At 35.8% G+C, this 17,939-nt stretch carries 11 protein-coding genes and 1 tRNA gene; 7 read left to right on the top strand and 5 right to left on the bottom strand.

Going from position 1 to position 17,939, the window contains the following annotated elements; translation table 11 throughout:
• Window positions 1-15: 15 nt before the first annotated feature.
• The 3 genes from H599_RS19195 (at window position 16) to H599_RS0104465 (ending at window position 3,916) form a co-directional block, all read left to right on the top strand.
• Window positions 16-1,203 carry a glycoside hydrolase family 26 protein gene (locus H599_RS19195; RefSeq protein WP_051590637.1) on the top strand — a complete coding sequence of 396 codons (1,188 nt, stop codon included), beginning with the start codon at window positions 16-18 and terminating at the stop codon, window positions 1,201-1,203.
• Window positions 1,204-1,351: 148 nt separating this feature from the next.
• The gene (locus H599_RS0104470) at window positions 1,352-2,569 is read left to right on the top strand and encodes a glycoside hydrolase family 26 protein (protein WP_026713028.1); all 1,218 of its coding nucleotides are present in this window, start codon (window positions 1,352-1,354) and stop codon (window positions 2,567-2,569) included.
• 57 nt (window positions 2,570-2,626) lie between these two features.
• Complete coding sequence (locus tag H599_RS0104465; protein ID WP_026713027.1) at window positions 2,627-3,916, top strand: glycoside hydrolase 5 family protein; 1,290 nt, start codon at window positions 2,627-2,629, stop codon at window positions 3,914-3,916.
• A 318-nt stretch (window positions 3,917-4,234) separates the two neighbouring features.
• Here H599_RS0104465 and bglX read toward each other — a convergent pair whose 3' ends face one another.
• The 5 genes from bglX to rseP form a co-directional block, all read right to left on the bottom strand.
• Complete coding sequence (gene bglX, locus H599_RS0104455) at window positions 4,235-6,532, bottom strand: beta-glucosidase BglX (protein ID WP_026713026.1); 2,298 nt, start codon at window positions 6,530-6,532, stop codon at window positions 4,235-4,237.
• Window positions 6,533-6,542: 10 nt separating this feature from the next.
• The gene (locus H599_RS0104450; RefSeq protein WP_026713025.1) at window positions 6,543-7,922 is read right to left on the bottom strand and encodes a sialate O-acetylesterase; all 1,380 of its coding nucleotides are present in this window, start codon (window positions 7,920-7,922) and stop codon (window positions 6,543-6,545) included.
• Entirely contained in the window at window positions 7,912-9,000 is a 1,089-nt protein-coding gene (locus tag H599_RS0104445; RefSeq protein ID WP_026713024.1) for an SGNH/GDSL hydrolase family protein, read from the bottom strand. The genes H599_RS0104450 and H599_RS0104445 overlap by 11 nt, the downstream gene beginning before the upstream one ends.
• Window positions 9,001-9,274: 274 nt before the next feature.
• Window positions 9,275-9,348, bottom strand: a tRNA-Asn gene (locus tag H599_RS0104440).
• A 134-nt stretch (window positions 9,349-9,482) separates the two neighbouring features.
• Entirely contained in the window at window positions 9,483-10,826 is a 1,344-nt protein-coding gene (gene rseP / locus H599_RS0104435; RefSeq protein WP_026713023.1) for an RIP metalloprotease RseP, read from the bottom strand.
• Between the two features lie 154 nt (window positions 10,827-10,980).
• On the opposite strand from rseP, the gene H599_RS0104430 reads away from it, so the two are divergent.
• From H599_RS0104430 to H599_RS0104415, 4 genes are all read left to right on the top strand, one after another.
• Window positions 10,981-12,048, top strand: coding sequence for an NADH:flavin oxidoreductase/NADH oxidase (locus tag H599_RS0104430; RefSeq protein ID WP_026713022.1), 1,068 nt, complete (start codon window positions 10,981-10,983; stop codon window positions 12,046-12,048).
• A 167-nt stretch (window positions 12,049-12,215) separates the two neighbouring features.
• Window positions 12,216-13,256 (top strand): Gfo/Idh/MocA family oxidoreductase, encoded by a 1,041-nt coding sequence (locus H599_RS0104425; protein WP_026713021.1) that lies wholly within the window; start codon window positions 12,216-12,218, stop codon window positions 13,254-13,256.
• Window positions 13,257-13,498: 242 nt separating this feature from the next.
• Window positions 13,499-14,746, top strand: coding sequence for an MFS transporter (locus H599_RS0104420; RefSeq protein WP_262493881.1), 1,248 nt, complete (start codon window positions 13,499-13,501; stop codon window positions 14,744-14,746).
• A 342-nt stretch (window positions 14,747-15,088) separates the two neighbouring features.
• Window positions 15,089-17,926, top strand: a complete 2,838-nt coding sequence (locus H599_RS0104415; RefSeq protein ID WP_026713019.1) for a peptidase associated domain and porin domain-containing protein — start codon at window positions 15,089-15,091, stop codon at window positions 17,924-17,926.
• The last annotated feature ends 13 nt before the right edge of the window (window positions 17,927-17,939 follow it).

Below are 17,939 nucleotides of genomic sequence, written 5' to 3'. Positions count from 1 at the left end.
GAAATAAGGAATATTATGAAAAATATACTGTCTTTTGCAATTATTTTGCTTTTTCAAACGAGTTTTGCTCAAGTAGAGAAAAAGAATTTAGACTCTAATAATATAGCTGATTTTGTGATAACTGGTCAAAAAGCCACCGCAGAAACTCTGGCGCTGTTTTATAATCTCAAAAAATTACCCGAAAAAGGATTTGCTATTGGACAACAAAATGCTTTTAGTAATTTCTTTTTTAACATAAAGGGAAAATCAGACATTAAGAAAACAACAGCTTCCGATCCCGCAATTATCGGATTTGATTTTTCCCATATAACGGATGATAAAAATACTGAAAAAGAAGATAATTGGTATTTTCAACAAGAAAAACAAATAATAGCCGATGCTAAAAAAGCCTATGATCAGGGTATGATTGTTACTTTTTCCTGGCATTTCAGAGAACCTTATAAAGGAGTTGATTTTTATTCATCTAACTTGGAAGATAAGGGAAAAAATCGCGTGAAAACCATTTTGCCAGCTGGTGAAAAAAACGAATATTTTAAAAGAAAATTAGATAAAATAGCAGCCATTGTTAAAAATTTAAAAGGAAATGATGGCAAATTAATTCCGGTTATTTTCAGACCTTTTCATGAATTTGACGGCAGCTGGTTTTGGTGGGGAGCAGCTCATTGTTCGCCCGAAGAATACAAAGAACTTTTTGCTTTTACGGTAACCTATCTGAGAGATGTTAAAGAAGTTACCAATTTTTTATATGCGTTTTCTCCTGATAATCAGTTTCATTCTGAAGCCGACTATTTAAAAAGATATCCCGGAGATGCTTATGTGGATGTTTTGGGGATGGACAATTATGGGGATTTTGATAATAAAGGTGAAGAAGGTGCCAGGTTAGCTAACTCAAAATTAAAAATCCTTTCTGATTTAGCGAAACAAAGAAATAAAATAGCCGCCCTGACCGAGACAGGATACCAAATTACATTTACTAAGGATCCTATTGAAGGCTTTTTTTCTAAGTATATGTACAATGCATTGACGGCAAACAACATCGCCATTTCTTATGTCATGTTTTGGGAAAATAGTGAAGACGCTTATTTTGTACCTCAACCTAATATGCCAGATACTGCCGATTTTGTTGAATTTACAAGTAAACCCAAAGCCCTGCTTTCTAATAAACTACCTGATTTATATAAAATCAATTCGACATTGAAATAATATAGGCATTATTTCAGATTTCTTTTATTGATAATTCTATTATAGAATTTATCAATCATTCTGCTATGGATATAATTTCTATTAATCTTTAATTATTTAATTATGTAACTATTTAACAACCAAATATTTATTAACCAAACAAACCATTATGAAAACACTGTATTTTAATGTACTAGTTCTATTTTCTGTTTTATTAGCCAGTTGTTCTTCAAACGAAGACACTGTCTCATCAGAATCAGCAAATCAGAATAATTCTGTCACATCAAAAAGACCCATTACCACAAGTTCTACAGTAGATGCCAATGCTACAGCCGAGACGGTGGCTTTGTTTACCAATTTGAAAACTTTAGGACAAACCCGATTTGCAATTGGTCAGCAGGATGCCTTTAATGGATTTTATGATACCAGTTCAACGGAATCCGATATTAAAAAAACCACGGGCTATGATCCGGCTCTTTTGGGTTCTGATTTTATGTTTATTACCGATAAAAATAATGACGGAACAAGCGGAAACTGGTTTTTCCAACAGGAACAAAAAATTATTTCGGATGTCAAACAGGCTTATGATAAAGGGATGATTAATATGTTTACCTGGCATTTGAGAGAGCCTTATAACGAAAACAGTTTTTATACATCCGACATGACCGCCCAACAACAGGCTACCGCTTTCAAAAGTATTTTACCTGGTGGATCTAATCACAATTGGTACAAATTAAAATTAGACAAAATAGCTTCGGTTGTTTCAAATTTAAGAGGCAGTGATGGTAAGTTAATCCCAATTATTTTTAGACCTTTTCACGAATTTGATGGAAATTGGTTCTGGTGGGGAGCCAGTTTCTGTACTGCTCAGGAATATAAAACGGCTTATCAGTTCACGGTGGATTATTTAAAAAATACTAAAGGAGTACATAATTTATTATATGCATACGCACCTGATAATTCCTATACTACTTCGGCTGGTTATTTGGGGCGTTATCCCGGAGATACTTATGTTGATATTCTGGGAATGGATAATTATGGTGATTTTAACAATCAGGGACAGGCAGGTGCTGATTTAGCAAATGTAAAACTTAAAATGATTTCTGATTTGGCTATTTCGAAATCTAAAATTGCAGCATTGACCGAGACTGGCTATCAAGTTAATAGTTCTAATCCAGCTATTACAGGATGGTTTTCAAATTATTTATACAATGCAGTAACTGCTAATAATGTCAAAATTAGCTTTGTGCTGTTTTGGAATAATTCCGCAAATGGTTATTATGTACCTACACCTGCTGCTTCTAATGCAAGCGATTTTATCAACTTTGTAAATCTTCCTAAATCAACTTTAATAAATACATTGCCTAATATGTATGTTCAACCCTAATTAAAGTTGTGCTGTGCTCTATTCCTTAGTTTATAAATCATTCTTAAAAAACCGACTATGAAAAAATCATTTTTAAAAACAGTATTAATTCTAAACTGTTTATTTACCGTCAGCTGTTTTGCTCAAAAAGAAGATTTTATAACCGTGAGAGGAACTCAGTTTTATAAAGGAACTCAGCCTTATTCTTTCATTGGAGCCAATTATTGGTATGGAAGTTTGTTAGGCTCAAACAAAGTGGGGGATCGTAAACGTCTGTTGAGAGAGCTGGATTTAATGAAAAAAAACGGAATTGATAACTTACGAATTTTAGTAGGTGCTGAAGGTGGAAAGTATGATTATACAGTGCGTCCTGCCCTACAATTTGAACAGGGAAAATACAATTTAGATTTACTTGATGGTCTTGATTTTTTGATTTCAGAAATGGCAAAACGCCAAATGTATGCTGTTTTGTATTTGACAAATAACTGGGAATGGTCCGGAGGAATGTCTCAATATTTAGAATGGAATGGGTATGGAACAATACCCATTCCTAATATTTCTCCTAACACCTGGCCACAATTTATGAGTTATACGAAGAAATTTCATAGTTGTGAAGCATGTATGGAAGCTTTAAACAATCATGTGAAGTTTGTTTTAGGCAGAACAAATTCGTATTCGAAACAAAAATATACCGAAGACCCAACCATTATGGCCTGGCAGCTAGGTAATGAACCGCGTACTTTTACTCCTGAAAATGAAGAGAAATTCACGATTTGGTTAAATAACATTGTTAACTTAATCGATAGTTTAGATAAGAATCACTTGATTTCTACCGGTTCAGAAGGATTAAATAGTTCTAATGACAGTATGGAAATATTTGAACGTACCCATCAAAATCCAAATATCGATTATTTGACCATGCATATCTGGCCTAAAAACTGGGGATGGTTTAAAGCAGAAGACGCGAAAAATACCATCGAATCCACTTTGAAAAAAGCAGAAGTATATATTGAAAAACATATTACAGTGGCTAAAAAATTAAATCGTCCTATTATTATTGAAGAATTTGGTTTGCCACGTGAAAATGAAAGTTTATTGGATTCTTCATCAGTAATTTACAGGGATCTTTTTTATAACTATATTTTTCAAAGAGTATTAAAAAGTCACAAGAATAAGGAACCACTCCAGGCTGCTAATTTTTGGGGATTTGGTGGTGAAGGAAGAGCAACAAATGATGTCGGAAAATGGAATCCAGGCGACCCATTGACTACCGATCCACCGCAAGAACCACAAGGATTGAATTCGGTTTTTTCATCCGATAAATCGACTTTGAAACTAATCAAAAAGTACAATCGAAAATTGAAATGAAAATAGTAATTAGCTGTCCTAAATGGGCAGCTTTTTTTGTTTTAAAAAAAATAACCTGTTGGGTGAAATTATCAAAAACGTCAGTTCGAGTGTTTTTTGCGTAATGAAATGAAGCAAAAAAATATCGAGAACCGTTTTTGATTTTAATTTTTTCTAGTTCTCAGTTATCACCCGAACTGACGAAAATAGTCATCAAAAAACAATTTCACCCAACGGATTATTCTAAATGTAACTCTTCTAAACCATATACAAAAAAACACCGCTTACATTTGTAAACGGTGTTTTAAATATTTATTGGTTATGAATAGGTTTTTTAAATTATTTAATTTCAAAACTGCTTTCTAATCCTTTTTCGGAACTTCCTCCAACCATGATTTTAAAAGCTCCGGGTTCTACTAGATAATTTCCTTCATTATCATAAAACCCCAGTTCTTTTTCGGTTAAAGTGAAAGTAACTGTTTTTGTTTCTCCTTTCTTTAAGTCAACTAATTCAAAGCCTTTCAGCTCTTTTACAGGTCTGGCTAAACTGGCTACCTCATCATGAAGATACAATTGCACTACCTCTTTTCCATTATAATTTCCGGAATTAGTTACGTCTACAGAAACTACAACCGACTCTTCTTTTGCGAAAACAGCTTTGTTTATTTTAAGGTTTTTATAATCGAAAGTTGTATAACTTAATCCAAAACCAAAAGGAAATAAAGGTGTTTTTTCTACATCAGTATAATGCGACCAAAACACATTTTTATCACTGTTTATTGGTCTTCCTGTATTATAATTGTTATAATAAATCGGCACCTGACCTACATTTCTTGGGAAAGACATTGGCAATTTACCACTTGGATTATAATCTCCATACAGTACTTGCGCTACAGCATTTCCGGTCTGAGTTCCTAAATGCCAGGCTTCAACAATAGCAGGGACATGCTCTGTTGCCCATGGTAAAGCTAATGGTCTTCCGTTGTTTAAAACCAAAACAATATTTGAATTCACTTTGTAAATTTCTTCCAGTAATTCCTGTTGTACACCCGGCAAATCCAGATTAGTTCTGCTTCGTCCTTCACCAGATTGAAAACCGTGTTCTCCTAAAACCATTACTACAACATCAGCGTTGGTAGCTGCCTTTTTGGCTTTTTCAAATCCGCTTTTATCAGTGGTGTTAAATACTAATTCAGCTGTAAAACTGGTATTTCCAACTGTTAAATCAGCTCCTTTCTCGAAAATCAACTTATTACCTTTGTATTGTCGCATACCCTCTAGAACTGAAACCGCAGTGTTATCATCTGAAGCAATTCTCCAACTTCCCAATGGGCTGTTTTTATCATTTGCCAGCGCTCCTATCAACACTATCTTTTGACCTGATTTTTTTAACGGTAGTAGATCCTTTTTATTTTTCAACAATACGATAGATTTTTTGGCCATATCTAAAACAGCCTCATTATTAGCTTTGCTTCCAATAACTTCTTTCTCTCTTTTTTCGTCACAATATTTATATGGGTTATCAAATAAACCTAATTCAAATTTTACTCTGAGAATTCTACTTACAGCGTCATCAATTAATGACTCTTTTACTTTACCATCTTTAACTAATTTTGCCAACTCAGCTACATACAAATGCGATTCCATATCCATATCTGAACCAGCATTTACAGCCTTTTCTGTTGCTTCTGCTCCATCTTTTGCAAAACCATGAGTAATCATTTCCCTAACTGAAGCCCAATCAGAAACTACAAAACCATCAAATTTCCATTTGCCTTTCAAAATATCTCTTTGTAAAAAGGCATTTCCTGTTGCCGGAACACCATTGAGAATATTAAAGGAATTCATAAATGTGCGAACTCCCGCAGTACTGGCTGCTTTGAAAGGAGGCAAAACAGTATTATATAATTTCGAGTTGCTCATGTCCACCGTATTATAATCTCTCCCTGATTCGGCAAAACCATAGGCAGCGAAATGTTTGGCGCAGGCTGCAATTGTATTTGTTTTAGCCAAATCAGATTTATTGTCACCCTGAAAACCGGTGATTCGAGCAATTGCAATTTTGCTTCCCAAATAAGGATCTTCTCCGGCTCCTTCCATTACACGTCCCCAACGGGCATCATTGGAAATATCAACATTAGGCCCAAAAGTCCAGTTGATTCCGGAGGCAGAAGCTTCATCTGCAGCCACCTGAGCTGATTTTTTAATGGCTTCCAAATCCCAACTGGCAGCTTCGGCAAGAGGAATGGGACTCAATGTTTTATAACCATGAATGACATCAAAACCTATAATTAAAGGAATACCTAATCGGGTTTCTTCAACGGCTATTTTTTGAACCGCTTTTACCTCTTTCGCTCCACGAACAGATAGCATAGAACCTACCCAGCCGTTACGCAAATGCTGGTATTTTAACTCCGCATTTCCTCCTTTGGGTGCAGGACCGGTTACTTCCCAAAAGCCATTGTATTGGTTCATTTGCCCCACTTTTTCTTCTATGGTCATTTGTTTAAGAAGTAAATTGACACGTTCTTCAATGGATTTAGTTTTGTCTAAATAGTCCTTTTTTTGTGCGTTCATAATATTGTTAGTAAAGATTAGGGTAATAAAAGCTGTGAGGAAGAATGGTTTATTTTTCATAGTCTAAATTTTATTCACTTATAAATGAAGAAGCAGGTAAATTGGCCTCATTAAACAAATCTGATTGCGCCGTGTTTCTCCATGAAAAACGAGCCTTAACAGGTCTTTTCACCTTATCAGATGTTAGCATAACAGTATTGTTTTTAATAACAGCTACAGCTTCATAGAAAACATTATCGGAGCCTGCAATTTCAAATTGAGTTGATTTTTTACCTGAAAAATGCAAACCATTTGCATAATCAAACATCACTTTTATCTGATTTTTGTCAATCTCCATATTTTTAAACAATGGACCATTTACAAGAGTATTGTTGGTTTTATAAGTGTTTGCCAATGCTAAATTGGCTAATCGGATTCCAACTGTTTTTTTATCTTTCGGATGAATATCGTCAATGGTTGAAATATCGGTTGTAACTGTCATTCCGGTATTAGGAACTTCTTGTAGCACTCTTCTTTGTGCATCTCTGATAATGACTCCACTAAAATTATCTTCACCATATTGATAAGGCGCAATCTGAACAAAATAAAAAGGGAATTCATTTTTCCATAATGTTCTCCAGGAAGCGATTAATGCCGAAAGTGTTTTGTTATAACTGGTTGATCCCACATTTGATTCGCCCTGATACCAAATTGCTCCAGCAATTTTAAATCCTGCCAACGGATAAATCATAGCATTAAAAGCACGTCCCGGCTGATTAGGTCCATAAGATTGTTCTTTTAATTTCTTAGCGCTAGCTGATAAAACAGAATCTTGTGTAACAACTCCTTCCGGTATCCAAATTTCTGCAGCTGTTCCGCCCCAATTTGATGAAATTAGACCTATGGGAACATTTTTTAAATCTTCCTGCAAACGCTGGGCAAAAAAATAAGCTACCGCACTAAAATTCTTCATACTCTCAGGAGTACATTCTTCCCAATTCCCGGAAAGATTATTTTGTGGTGCTGTCGCAGTTAATTTGGGAACTTTAAAGAAACGAATACTTGAATTTATTGCTTTTTTTACTTCATCATCTCCGTTTTTAATTCCCCAACTCGCTGACATTTCCATATTGGATTGTCCTGAACAAAGCCAAACTTCACCAATAAGAATGTTTTTCAGTACAATCTCATTATAGCCTTTTATGTTAATGGTATAGGGTCCACCTTCTTTGGGGGTTGGAATCACTATTTCCCACATGGCCTGATTATTGGCTTTAATTTTATATTTTTCATTATTCCAACCTGGACTGATAACTACCTCTTCCTGAGGATTAGCCCAGCCCCAAATTTTAACTTCTGTATTGCGTTGTAAAACCATATTGTCTGAAAAGACATTGGGCAATGTAATATTAGCAATTGCTGTATTCGAAAAAATCAGAAAAAGAATGAATGTGATTAGATTATTTTTCATTTAATAATTTTTTAAAAACAGGAAATAATTGATTAGCCATCACTTTATCATCATTAATATCAGGATGATAGCCACAGCCTTTAGGACTCATGGGGTGAAATTCAAACAAAGAAATGGGTTTATGTTCTTTATCATTTTCAAAAGCCTGAATTACTTTGTTTAAACAGCGTAGTAGAACTATGTTTTTTTCACCGGAAACCATTGGGCTGTTTAATAATATAATCCTTGTTTTTGGAGCATGTTTATAAACAGTTTTTATGAAGTTAATGTAATTTGAAATGTATTTTTCTTCATTAAAGGCTAGTCTGTTTTTAATACCATCACCATTCGAAAGGTCATTGGTACCTAAACAAATACTAATAATATCAGGCTGAAAATCAAAATTGTAGGTTTTAAAACTGTCTTTGTTTAAATATAGATTTTCATAAACATCAGGCATAATTGCTTCATTTTGGTGTTCATCGTTCCAATTGCGATACATTCCAATTCCTGATACGGAACTCAAAACAAAATCAGTATTTAATTTTCTCGATAATATAGAAGCATAAGAATAATAAGCATTATGCTGATCAAACCATTGTCCTTCTCCACATGCAGTAGCTGAAGTATCATTTCCAAAACCACAAGTAATAGAATCCCCAATAAATTCAATTTTTTTCTTTTTCTTAATTATTGATGGAATAACTTTCGCTGTAGTTCCGGAAAACAAAACTGCTCCATTTGCCGCTTCAGTAGCTTTGTATATGGTAAGATGATGTTGTTTATTCTTATTCAGAATTGGAATATTGTAATTTTTTAACTCTCCTTGTTCTACTTTTAACCTTCCAATATATTTACCATCCAATTCCAATGAAATATAATTTGGATGTTCATAAGTGTCCATGCTTTGTAATGCTACTTTGCAAGAATTGCCCGTAAAGGCAAAAGAAACAGATGAAGCAGAACCAATTAAAAATACTTTTTCGTCTTTAAATTTTTCTATTCTTCCGGCATAATGATAAAGCTCTTTATTTTTCTGAGCAAATGAAATAAATGCAATAAAGAAGATGAAAATGGAATAGTTTTTTTTAAATGTCATATTTTGAAAAATTAATAATTTCAAAAATATATTAATTTAATATATAGTAATGATAGTAAAATTTCAAATGAACATAATAAATAATCATAAAGAATTTGATATGCTAATAGAAATGACACATAAAGTTAAACTTCATTTTTAATTATAGAAAATGAATGTTTTCGAACCAATTCCCGTAATGAGGTAATTGACATCATGTCCAGTATTTGCGGGATTTTGAAAAGTATATAAACAAAAAAAGCCACTCAATTTCTTGAATGGCTTTCTAAAAAAGCTCCCCCTCTTGGGCTCGAACCAAGGACCCTCTGATTAACAGTCAGATGCTCTAACCAACTGAGCTAAGGAGGAAACTGTATATTTAATATGCGTAAGGAACGTTTTTGGTAGCTATTTTTAAGCTGTGTTAGCTTGTTCTTAGCGGTTGCAAATATAAGACGTTTTTTGAACATGGCAAACAAAAAATCAAAAAAAATCGATTTTTTTTACCTACCTACAATGGCTTTGTAAATATCGTTTCCGTTAGCAAATAACAACAGCGTGATAAGTAATACAAAACCAACCATTTGGGCATTTTCAAGGAATTTATCACTCGGTTTTTTACCGGAAACAATTTCGTATAATAAAAACATCACATGTCCTCCATCTAAAGCCGGAATAGGCAATAAGTTCATTACCCCAAGCATAATGGATAACAAAGCGGTGATGTTCCAAAACACTTCCCAGCTCCATGTATTTGGAAAAATATTATAAATAGCAGCAAATCCACCTACTTGCTTGTAAGCTCCGGTGCTTGGGCTAAAAATCATTTTTAATTGTTTTCCGTAACCAATCAATTGGTTTTTCCCTTTTTCAATTCCCACTGGAATAGATTCCAGGAAGCCAAAATCCTGTGTACTTACTTTATAATACCCTAATTTTTCCAAAGAATCCATTCCTAAACCACCTAACTGCACTCCTAATTTCCCTTCTTTGTTCACACTAAGTTGAATTGGAGTTTCTTTTTGGTCACGTAAAACCACAGCCGAAATAGTTTTTCCTTTATTACTATCCAAAATAGTTTTGGCTTCGTCAAAATATTTCGTTTTCTGACCGTTTAATGAAAGAACAATATCCTTTGTCTGTAAATTTTTGTTAGCAGATTCATCGCTTACAGCTCCAATTACAAAAGGCATACGGATAGATACTACCGGACTTTTTTCAAATTTAGTAAGCTGATCAATAAAGTCGGTTGGCATTTTAATTGTTTGCTGAACACCCTTTCTTTCAATCAGCACCTCTTTCCCCATTACAATTTTCATATTGATGTCGTTGTCAAATTTGGCAATTTGAGCTCCGTCAACCGCCAAAATTTTATCTCCTGTTTGGAATCCCGCTTTAATCATTGCCGGATTTTCAATTAAAAGTCCGTCTTTCAAATCAGCATTTGCGATATAAGTTTCGCCAAAGGCAAAAGCCATTCCGATGTAAATAATGAAAGCTAAAATAAAGTTTACCGTAACTCCTCCCAACATAATAATCAAACGCTGCCAAGCCGGTTTAGAGCGAAATTCCCAAGGTTGTGGAGGCAAAGCCATTTGCTCTTTGTCCATGCTTTCGTCAATCATTCCGGAAATTTTTACATAACCGCCCAGTGGCAACCACCCTATTCCGTAAACCGTTTCACCGATTTTCTTTTTGAAAAGTGAAAATTTCACATCAAAAAACAAATAGAATTTTTCAACTCTGGTTTTGAATAATTTGGCAGGAATAAAATGCCCTAATTCGTGAAGAATAATCAGTAATGATAAGCTCAATAAAAATTGAGAAAGCTTGATAATTATTTCCATTTTTTAATTTCAGTTCTTTATATAATTCGGCTAAAGTAACATTTTCTATTCTAGTTGCAAAGATTTACCTTAAACGGGGGTAATAAATGTTTGTTAATAATTTTCATTTTGCGCTTTGAAGCGTAACTTTACGTTTCTAAAAAAAACAAATCCTATGGCTTCTTTGTTATTTTCAGCTTTACAAATAAAAGACATTCGTTTTAAAAACCGAATCGCGATTTCGCCCATGTGCCAATATTCATCTGTTGATGGATTTGCTAACGATTGGCATTTGGTACATTTAGGCAGCCGAGCCAGCGGCGGAGCGGGGTTAGTTATTCAGGAAGCAACGGCTGTTGCTCCCGAAGGACAAATTTCTCCGGAAGATTTAGGAATTTGGAAAGACGAGCATATCGAAAAAATGAAAGCAATTACGGCTTTTATCAAAAGTCAAAATGCGGTTCCGGGAATTCAATTGGCGCATGCCGGTCGAAAAGCCAGTGTTACTTCGCCCTGGAAAGGCAATAAAAAATTAGATATTTCCAATGGAGGATGGCAAACGGTGGCACCGTCAGCAATTGGTTATCATGATGAAGAAACGCCACAAGCTTTAGACAAAAACGGAATCCAAAAAATAATCGCCGACTTTAAAGCAGCAACCAAAAGAGCTGTTCAGGCAGGATATGAAGTTTTGGAAATTCATGCGGCTCATGGCTATTTGAATCATCAGTTTTTGTCGCCTTTATCAAATAAAAGAACCGACGAATATGGCGGAAGTTTTGAAAACCGTATCCGTTTTACAATGGAAGTTCTCGAAGCGGTTCAAACCGAATGGCCGTCGAATTTGCCGTTATTCGTTAGAATTTCTGCAACAGACTGGGCGGATGGCGGATGGGATGTTGAAGAATCGATAGCGCTGTCGAAAATATTAAAAGAAAAAGGTGTCGATTTAATTGATGTTTCTTCGGGCGGTTTGGTTTCCTACCAAAAAATTGCCTTAGAACCGGGATACCAAGTACCTTTTGCCGAAAAAATTAAAAAAGAAACCGGAATTTTAACCGGAGCTGTGGGATTAATCACCGGAGCACATCAGGCGGAAGCAATTTTGCAAAGCGGAAAAGCTGATTTGGTTTTATTTGCCAGAGAATCGTTGCGCAATCCTAATTTGGGATTGGATTTTGCGAGAGCATTAGGAGATGATGTGGCTTGGCCTCCACAATACGAAAGAGCAAAAAAGGTTTAACCGCAAAGGGAACAAAGTCCTTCGACAAGCTCAGGATGACACGCAAAATTCACTAAGATTTTAAAAAAACAATTTGGGCATTCGTGGCTAAAAAATCTGTGGCAATCTGTTGCATCCGTAGTATCTGTGTGCCAATTATAAGAAGAGAATTGTCAAAAAATAAAAATATGAAAAAAATAAAAGCAGCCTTACTTTCTTACGGGATGTCGGGGAAAGTGTTTCAGGCACCTTTTTTAGAATTGCATCCGGGATTTGAGTTATTAGGTTCCTGGGAACGAAGTAAAAAACTCATTCAGGAAGATTATCCGCATGTACAAAGTTATGCCACTATCGAAGAGGTTTTGGCTTCGGATGCCGACTTAATTGTAGTAAACACACCCATCGACACGCATTTTGAATATGCTAAAAGAGTTTTGGAAGCCGGAAAGCATGCCATTGTGGAGAAAGCTTTTACCACCACAGCTGCCGAAGCCGAAGAATTAGCTACATTGGCAAAAGCTAAAAATTTAAAATTAGCCGTTTTCCAAAACAGAAGATGGGACAGTGATTTAAAAACAGTACGCCAGGTTTTAAATGACGGAGTTTTGGGCGAAATTGTCGAAGCCGAATTCCATTTTGACCGGTACAATCCGCTGTTAAGTCCAAAAGCGCACAAGGAAACAGTCAATGCCGGTTCGGGAGTTTTAAAAGATTTAGGGCCTCATATTATCGACCAGGCTTTGTATTTGTTTGGTTTACCAAAGTCGGTTTTTGCTGATATTCGCACTACCAGAACAAATTCGGTGGTGGATGACTGGATTGATATTTCATTATTTTATCCTGATTTAAGAGTGCGATTGAAAGCCGGTTTTTTTGTCCGAGAACCTAATCCGGCTTATGTGATTCATGGCAAAAAAGGTTCGTTTTTAAAACATCGCGGCGATGTTCAGGAAGACGATTTGAAACTAATGAAAAAGCCTAATTTGACTGATTGGGGAACAGAACCACTAGACAAAGAAGGTTTTTTACATACGGAAATCGATGGCAAAATTATGCATGGCAAAATTCCGACTCTTCAGGGGAATTATTATGACTTTTTTGATAGAGTTTATAATGCTATTGCAAATGATACTGTTGAGCCGGTTACTGCTCAGGACGGATTCAATGTGATGCGAATTATTGAAGCTGCCATCCAGAGTAATACCGAAAAAAGAGTAGTTGATTTGTAGTTTTTTCATAAATAGCGACTTTACTTTAGCTGCTAAAAAATCACCGCAAATTGCGCCAATTTACACAAATCAATTTGTGAAAATTGGTGCAATTTGCGGTTTTTGTTTTAATTAAATCTGTGCTAATCTGCTAAAATCCGTTTTATCTGCGTTCCATCTAAGCATAAACTTATAAACGATAACGATGTATTGCGACTTGTTATACGTTAATTAACAAAGTGCCAAAATTGCTTTTTGTATTTTTGCAGCTTCATTCACTAAAAAACAGAAAGCCTTTGTTACGATTAAATTTTATAGGAAGCTTTAGGGCGCAGGGAAAGATTAAAAAAAGTTTTAGAAATGCCAAACAATCGTATCTGAACAGAGTGCGTATTGCAGTTTCCTCTTTTTATTTCGGAATGGGATTGTGTTTTGCAACCTGGGCGAGTAGAATTCCGGATATTCGGGTGGCACTTGATCTTAGCGATGCCGATTTGGGTTCTATTTTGTTTGCCCTGCCGGTAGGACAATTGACAATGATGGCTTTCTCCGGAAAATTAGTTACCCGTTTCGGAAGTCATCGATTGGTAGTTTTGTCATTAGGTATGTATGCTTTTTGTATGACCAATTTAGGTTTAGCCACTAATGCCTGGCAGCTGGCTTTGGGACTCTATTTGTTTGGAATGTTTGGAAATATGAACAACATTGCCGTAAATACACAAGGAGTTTATACCGAACAACTTTTTAACCGAACAATCATGGCTTCATTTCACGGCGTGTGGAGTTTTGCCGGTTTTACAGGAGCTTTGGCAGGATTAGGAATGATGGCATTAGACTTAACGCCGCACCATCATTTTATCATTGTAGGTATCATGACCTGGATTTTGATTGCACTCAATTATAAATTTTTGGTAAAAGCCAAAGAAAAAAGAAAATCCGCCGAAAAGAAAAAGCTGTTTTCAAAACCGGATACGGCTTTAATCTGGTTGGGAATTATTGGTTTTGGGTCGATGGCCAGCGAAGGAATCATGTTTGACTGGAGTGGAATTTACTTTAAAGATATTGTTCAGGCGCCTGGTCCGTTGATTATTTTAGGTTATACTTCGTTTATGATTATGATGGCTACCGGACGTTTTCTGGGCGATGGAATGATTAATAAATTTGGCCGAAAAAGTGTCATCCAAACCGGAGGAATACTGATTTCAACCGGACTTTTTACAGCGGTATTTTTACCTTTTTTAGTTCCGTCCACAATCGGATTTATGCTGGTAGGATTAGGTGTTTCGACTATTGTTCCAACCTTATACAGCATTGCCGGAAAACACCCCACGATTCCTCCCGGTGAAGCTTTAACGGCAGTTTCCAGTGTAAGTTTCCTTGGATTTTTAATGGGGCCACCTGTTATTGGCTACATAGCCGAATTGTTTGGGTTGCGATTTTCTTTTGCCTTTATTGGAATCTTCGGAATTATTATTGCTTTTTTAGTACCAAGAATTAAGGTGATTCAGTAGCATTCTAATTCGATTTTTAAAAACTATAAAACCTTAGCTATGATTATAAAAAATACTAATCGCAGCTAAGGTTTTTTTATTTGAAAAAATCTTTTAAAAAATATTTGTTTAAATAATTTTTTTCTTACTTTTAATTCGTCAAAAGTGATAAGCTATTTATAAATAGCTTAATACCACCACTTTTTGATTTTGTAAATTTTTCCAAAACAAGTTTGCCTGCGATTATTGAAATTTTCCTGGAAAAAGGAACAATTACTAAATCGGTAATTCCAGTTTTCAGTTTGTATTGCTACCTGATTTTCTTTTTTAAAAAGAAAACCTCAGGGTTAATTCTATTGGTTTATGAGGCGTTTACTTGTTTTATTTTTTGGCGTTGGAGCAGTTTGTGCAACATTCGCACAGGAACAATCCCGCATTTCGGCTAAAGTTTTGGATGCTAAAACACTCCAACCGATCGTGGCTGTGGTGGTTTCGATACAAAACACCAATTTTACCCAACTCAGCAACGCTGAAGGAGTCGTTATTTTTAAAGCGATTCCCGCAGCCGACTATTTAGTGCTTTTTCACAGTCAGGGATATAAAGACGCCCTGTTTACGGTTTCAACTCAAAATACTTTAGCGGTAGACTTAGGAACAGTCTTGTTAGAATTGGATCAAATTACCGATCAGCAGGCTGCAATTGTCCAGATTTTTGATGAAGATTTAGCCGATGATAACAGCAGTTCCGAAAGTACTTCGGGATTGTTGCAGTCTTCGAAAGACGCTTTTCAACAGGCGGCAGCTTTCAATTGGGGACAGGCGCGTTTTAGAATTCGGGGATTGGACAGCGAAAATGCCACTACAATGCTAAACGGAATTGCAATGAACAAAATTTATGACGGACGACCGAATTGGAACAATTGGGGCGGACTCAACGATGTAACCCGAAATCAGGAACTTTCTATTGGCACTACTCCTTCCGATTATACTTTTGGAGGAATTTTGGGTGCTCAGCAAATCAATACCAGAGCTTCGGTTTATCGCGCCGGCAGTCGCATTACTTTTTCGGGAACCAATACTAATTATCGTTGGCGGGCTATGGCCACGTATGCTTCCGGGATGGAAAAATCGGGATGGGCTTATGTAGTTTCTGCCGGAAAACGTTATGCACAGGAAGGCCATTTTGAAGGTACAAATTATAATGCTAATTCGCTATTTATTAGTATCGAAAAGAAATTGGAGGACAAACATTCTCTGAATTTCACCGGAATTTACACTTCTAACGAAAGAGGTAAAAATTCGCCCAATACCGCCGAAGTTACACAATTAACCAACGAAACCTACAATTCCTATTGGGGCTATCAAAATGGTAAAATCCGAAATTCGAGAGTAAAAACAATCGAAGAACCTATGGTGATACTGAATCATTATTTCAAAATTAATGATCATACAAATTTGAATTCCGCGGTGCTGTATCAATTTGGAAAAATAGCCAATAGCAACATCGATTATCAAAATGCCAACAGCCCGGATCCAACGTATTATCGAAAAATGCCGAGTTATTACAGTTCGATGTATGCTCCGGATAACGGCGAATTCTCCGGTGATTTTATTCCGGATTATGAAAATGCCGAGAAAAGCCGATTAACATTTTTAGCCAATCCGCAAATAGATTGGGAAACCATGTATCGGGCGAATCAAAACCCTGTGACAGATGCCAATTCCAATATCATTGGTTACGAACCCGCCCAAAGTCATTATGCGTTATATGAAGACCGAAATGACGATAAAACGCTGGCAGTAAATTCGAATTTCAACTCCCAACTCAGCGAAAATCTGATAGTCAATGCCGGAATTTCGTTTCGGGATTTGCATTCGCACAATTACCAAAAATTAACCGATTTGTTGGGCGGAGTTTCTTTTCTGGACATTGACGGATTTTATAGCGGAACTCAGGCGCAATCAGATTTGAATCATCCAAATCGAATGGTAAAAGTTGGGGATACTTACGGCTATAATTACCAATCTTTGGCAGCGGTTATAGATGCTTTCACGCAATTTAAATTTTCGTATCACAAAATTGATTTTTATCTGGCGCAAACTTTTTCGAAAACCCAATATCAAAGAGAAGGTTTGTACAAAAACGGAATTTACCCGACAATTTCTTTTGGCAAAAGCCAAAAATTAAATTTTGAAAATTTTGGTTTTAAAGGCGGTATGCTTTTTAAAATTTCGGGCAAACAATCGCTCCAATTTAATACCTCTCATTTGACCAAAGCGCCCAATTTAAGAAATAGTTTTTCGAATGCAAGATTGAATAATACTATCGTTGACGGTTTAGAAAATGAAACACTCAACAGTCTGGATGCGACTTATATTTTTAGAACTCCTAAAATCAAAACCCGATTGACGGCTTATTTTTCGAATATAAAAAATGCAACTAAAATCAGCTTTTTTTATGCCGAAGGAATATTTGATAACGAAGCCGGATATACGAACACCAATGCTTTTGTGAGTCAGACGCTGACGCATTTAGACCGAAAAAATATCGGAGCCGAATTTAGTTTGGAATACCAAATGACTCCTACTTTCAAAACCACTTTTTCGGCTGCTTATGGCAAATATACCTTTGACAGCAATCCAAATGTAAGTATTAATAACGATGCTGTAGCAACGGCCGAAAACAGCAATCCTTCCTTTGATTTCGGAACAGCATTTTTAAAAAATTACAAGCAGGCTGGAATGCCGCAGCAGGCGTATTCTCTGGGTTTGGAATATCGGGATCCTAAATATTGGTGGATTGGGACTAATGTTAATTTTTTAGCAGAAAATTATATTGATGTTTCACCTATTTCCCGAACGAATCGTTTTTATATTAATCCGGCTAGTGGTTTCCCTTTTCCCGAAGCAACTGAGGAAAGAGCTGCTGAATTGTTGCAACAGGAAAAACTGGATTCGGCTTTTTTAGTCAATTTGTTAGGCGGAAAATCCTGGCGCACTAAAAAAATGAATGTTGGATTATTTGCCAGCATCAATAATCTGTTGGACACAAAATATAAAACCGGCGGCTATGAACAGGCACGAAATGCTAATTTCAGACAACTCAACCAAGATGTTTCCAGTGGGACGCCTTCTTTTGGAAACAAATATTATTACGGTTACGGCCGGACTTACTTTATAAATCTCAATTTCAGTTTTTAATTTAAAAATCCAA

This window comes from Flavobacterium daejeonense DSM 17708, from assembly GCF_000425425.1.
GTDB lineage: Bacteria > Bacteroidota > Bacteroidia > Flavobacteriales > Flavobacteriaceae > Flavobacterium > Flavobacterium daejeonense.
Note: the sequence above shows the minus strand (reverse complement) of the source record. Positions and strands in the feature narration are given on the sequence as shown.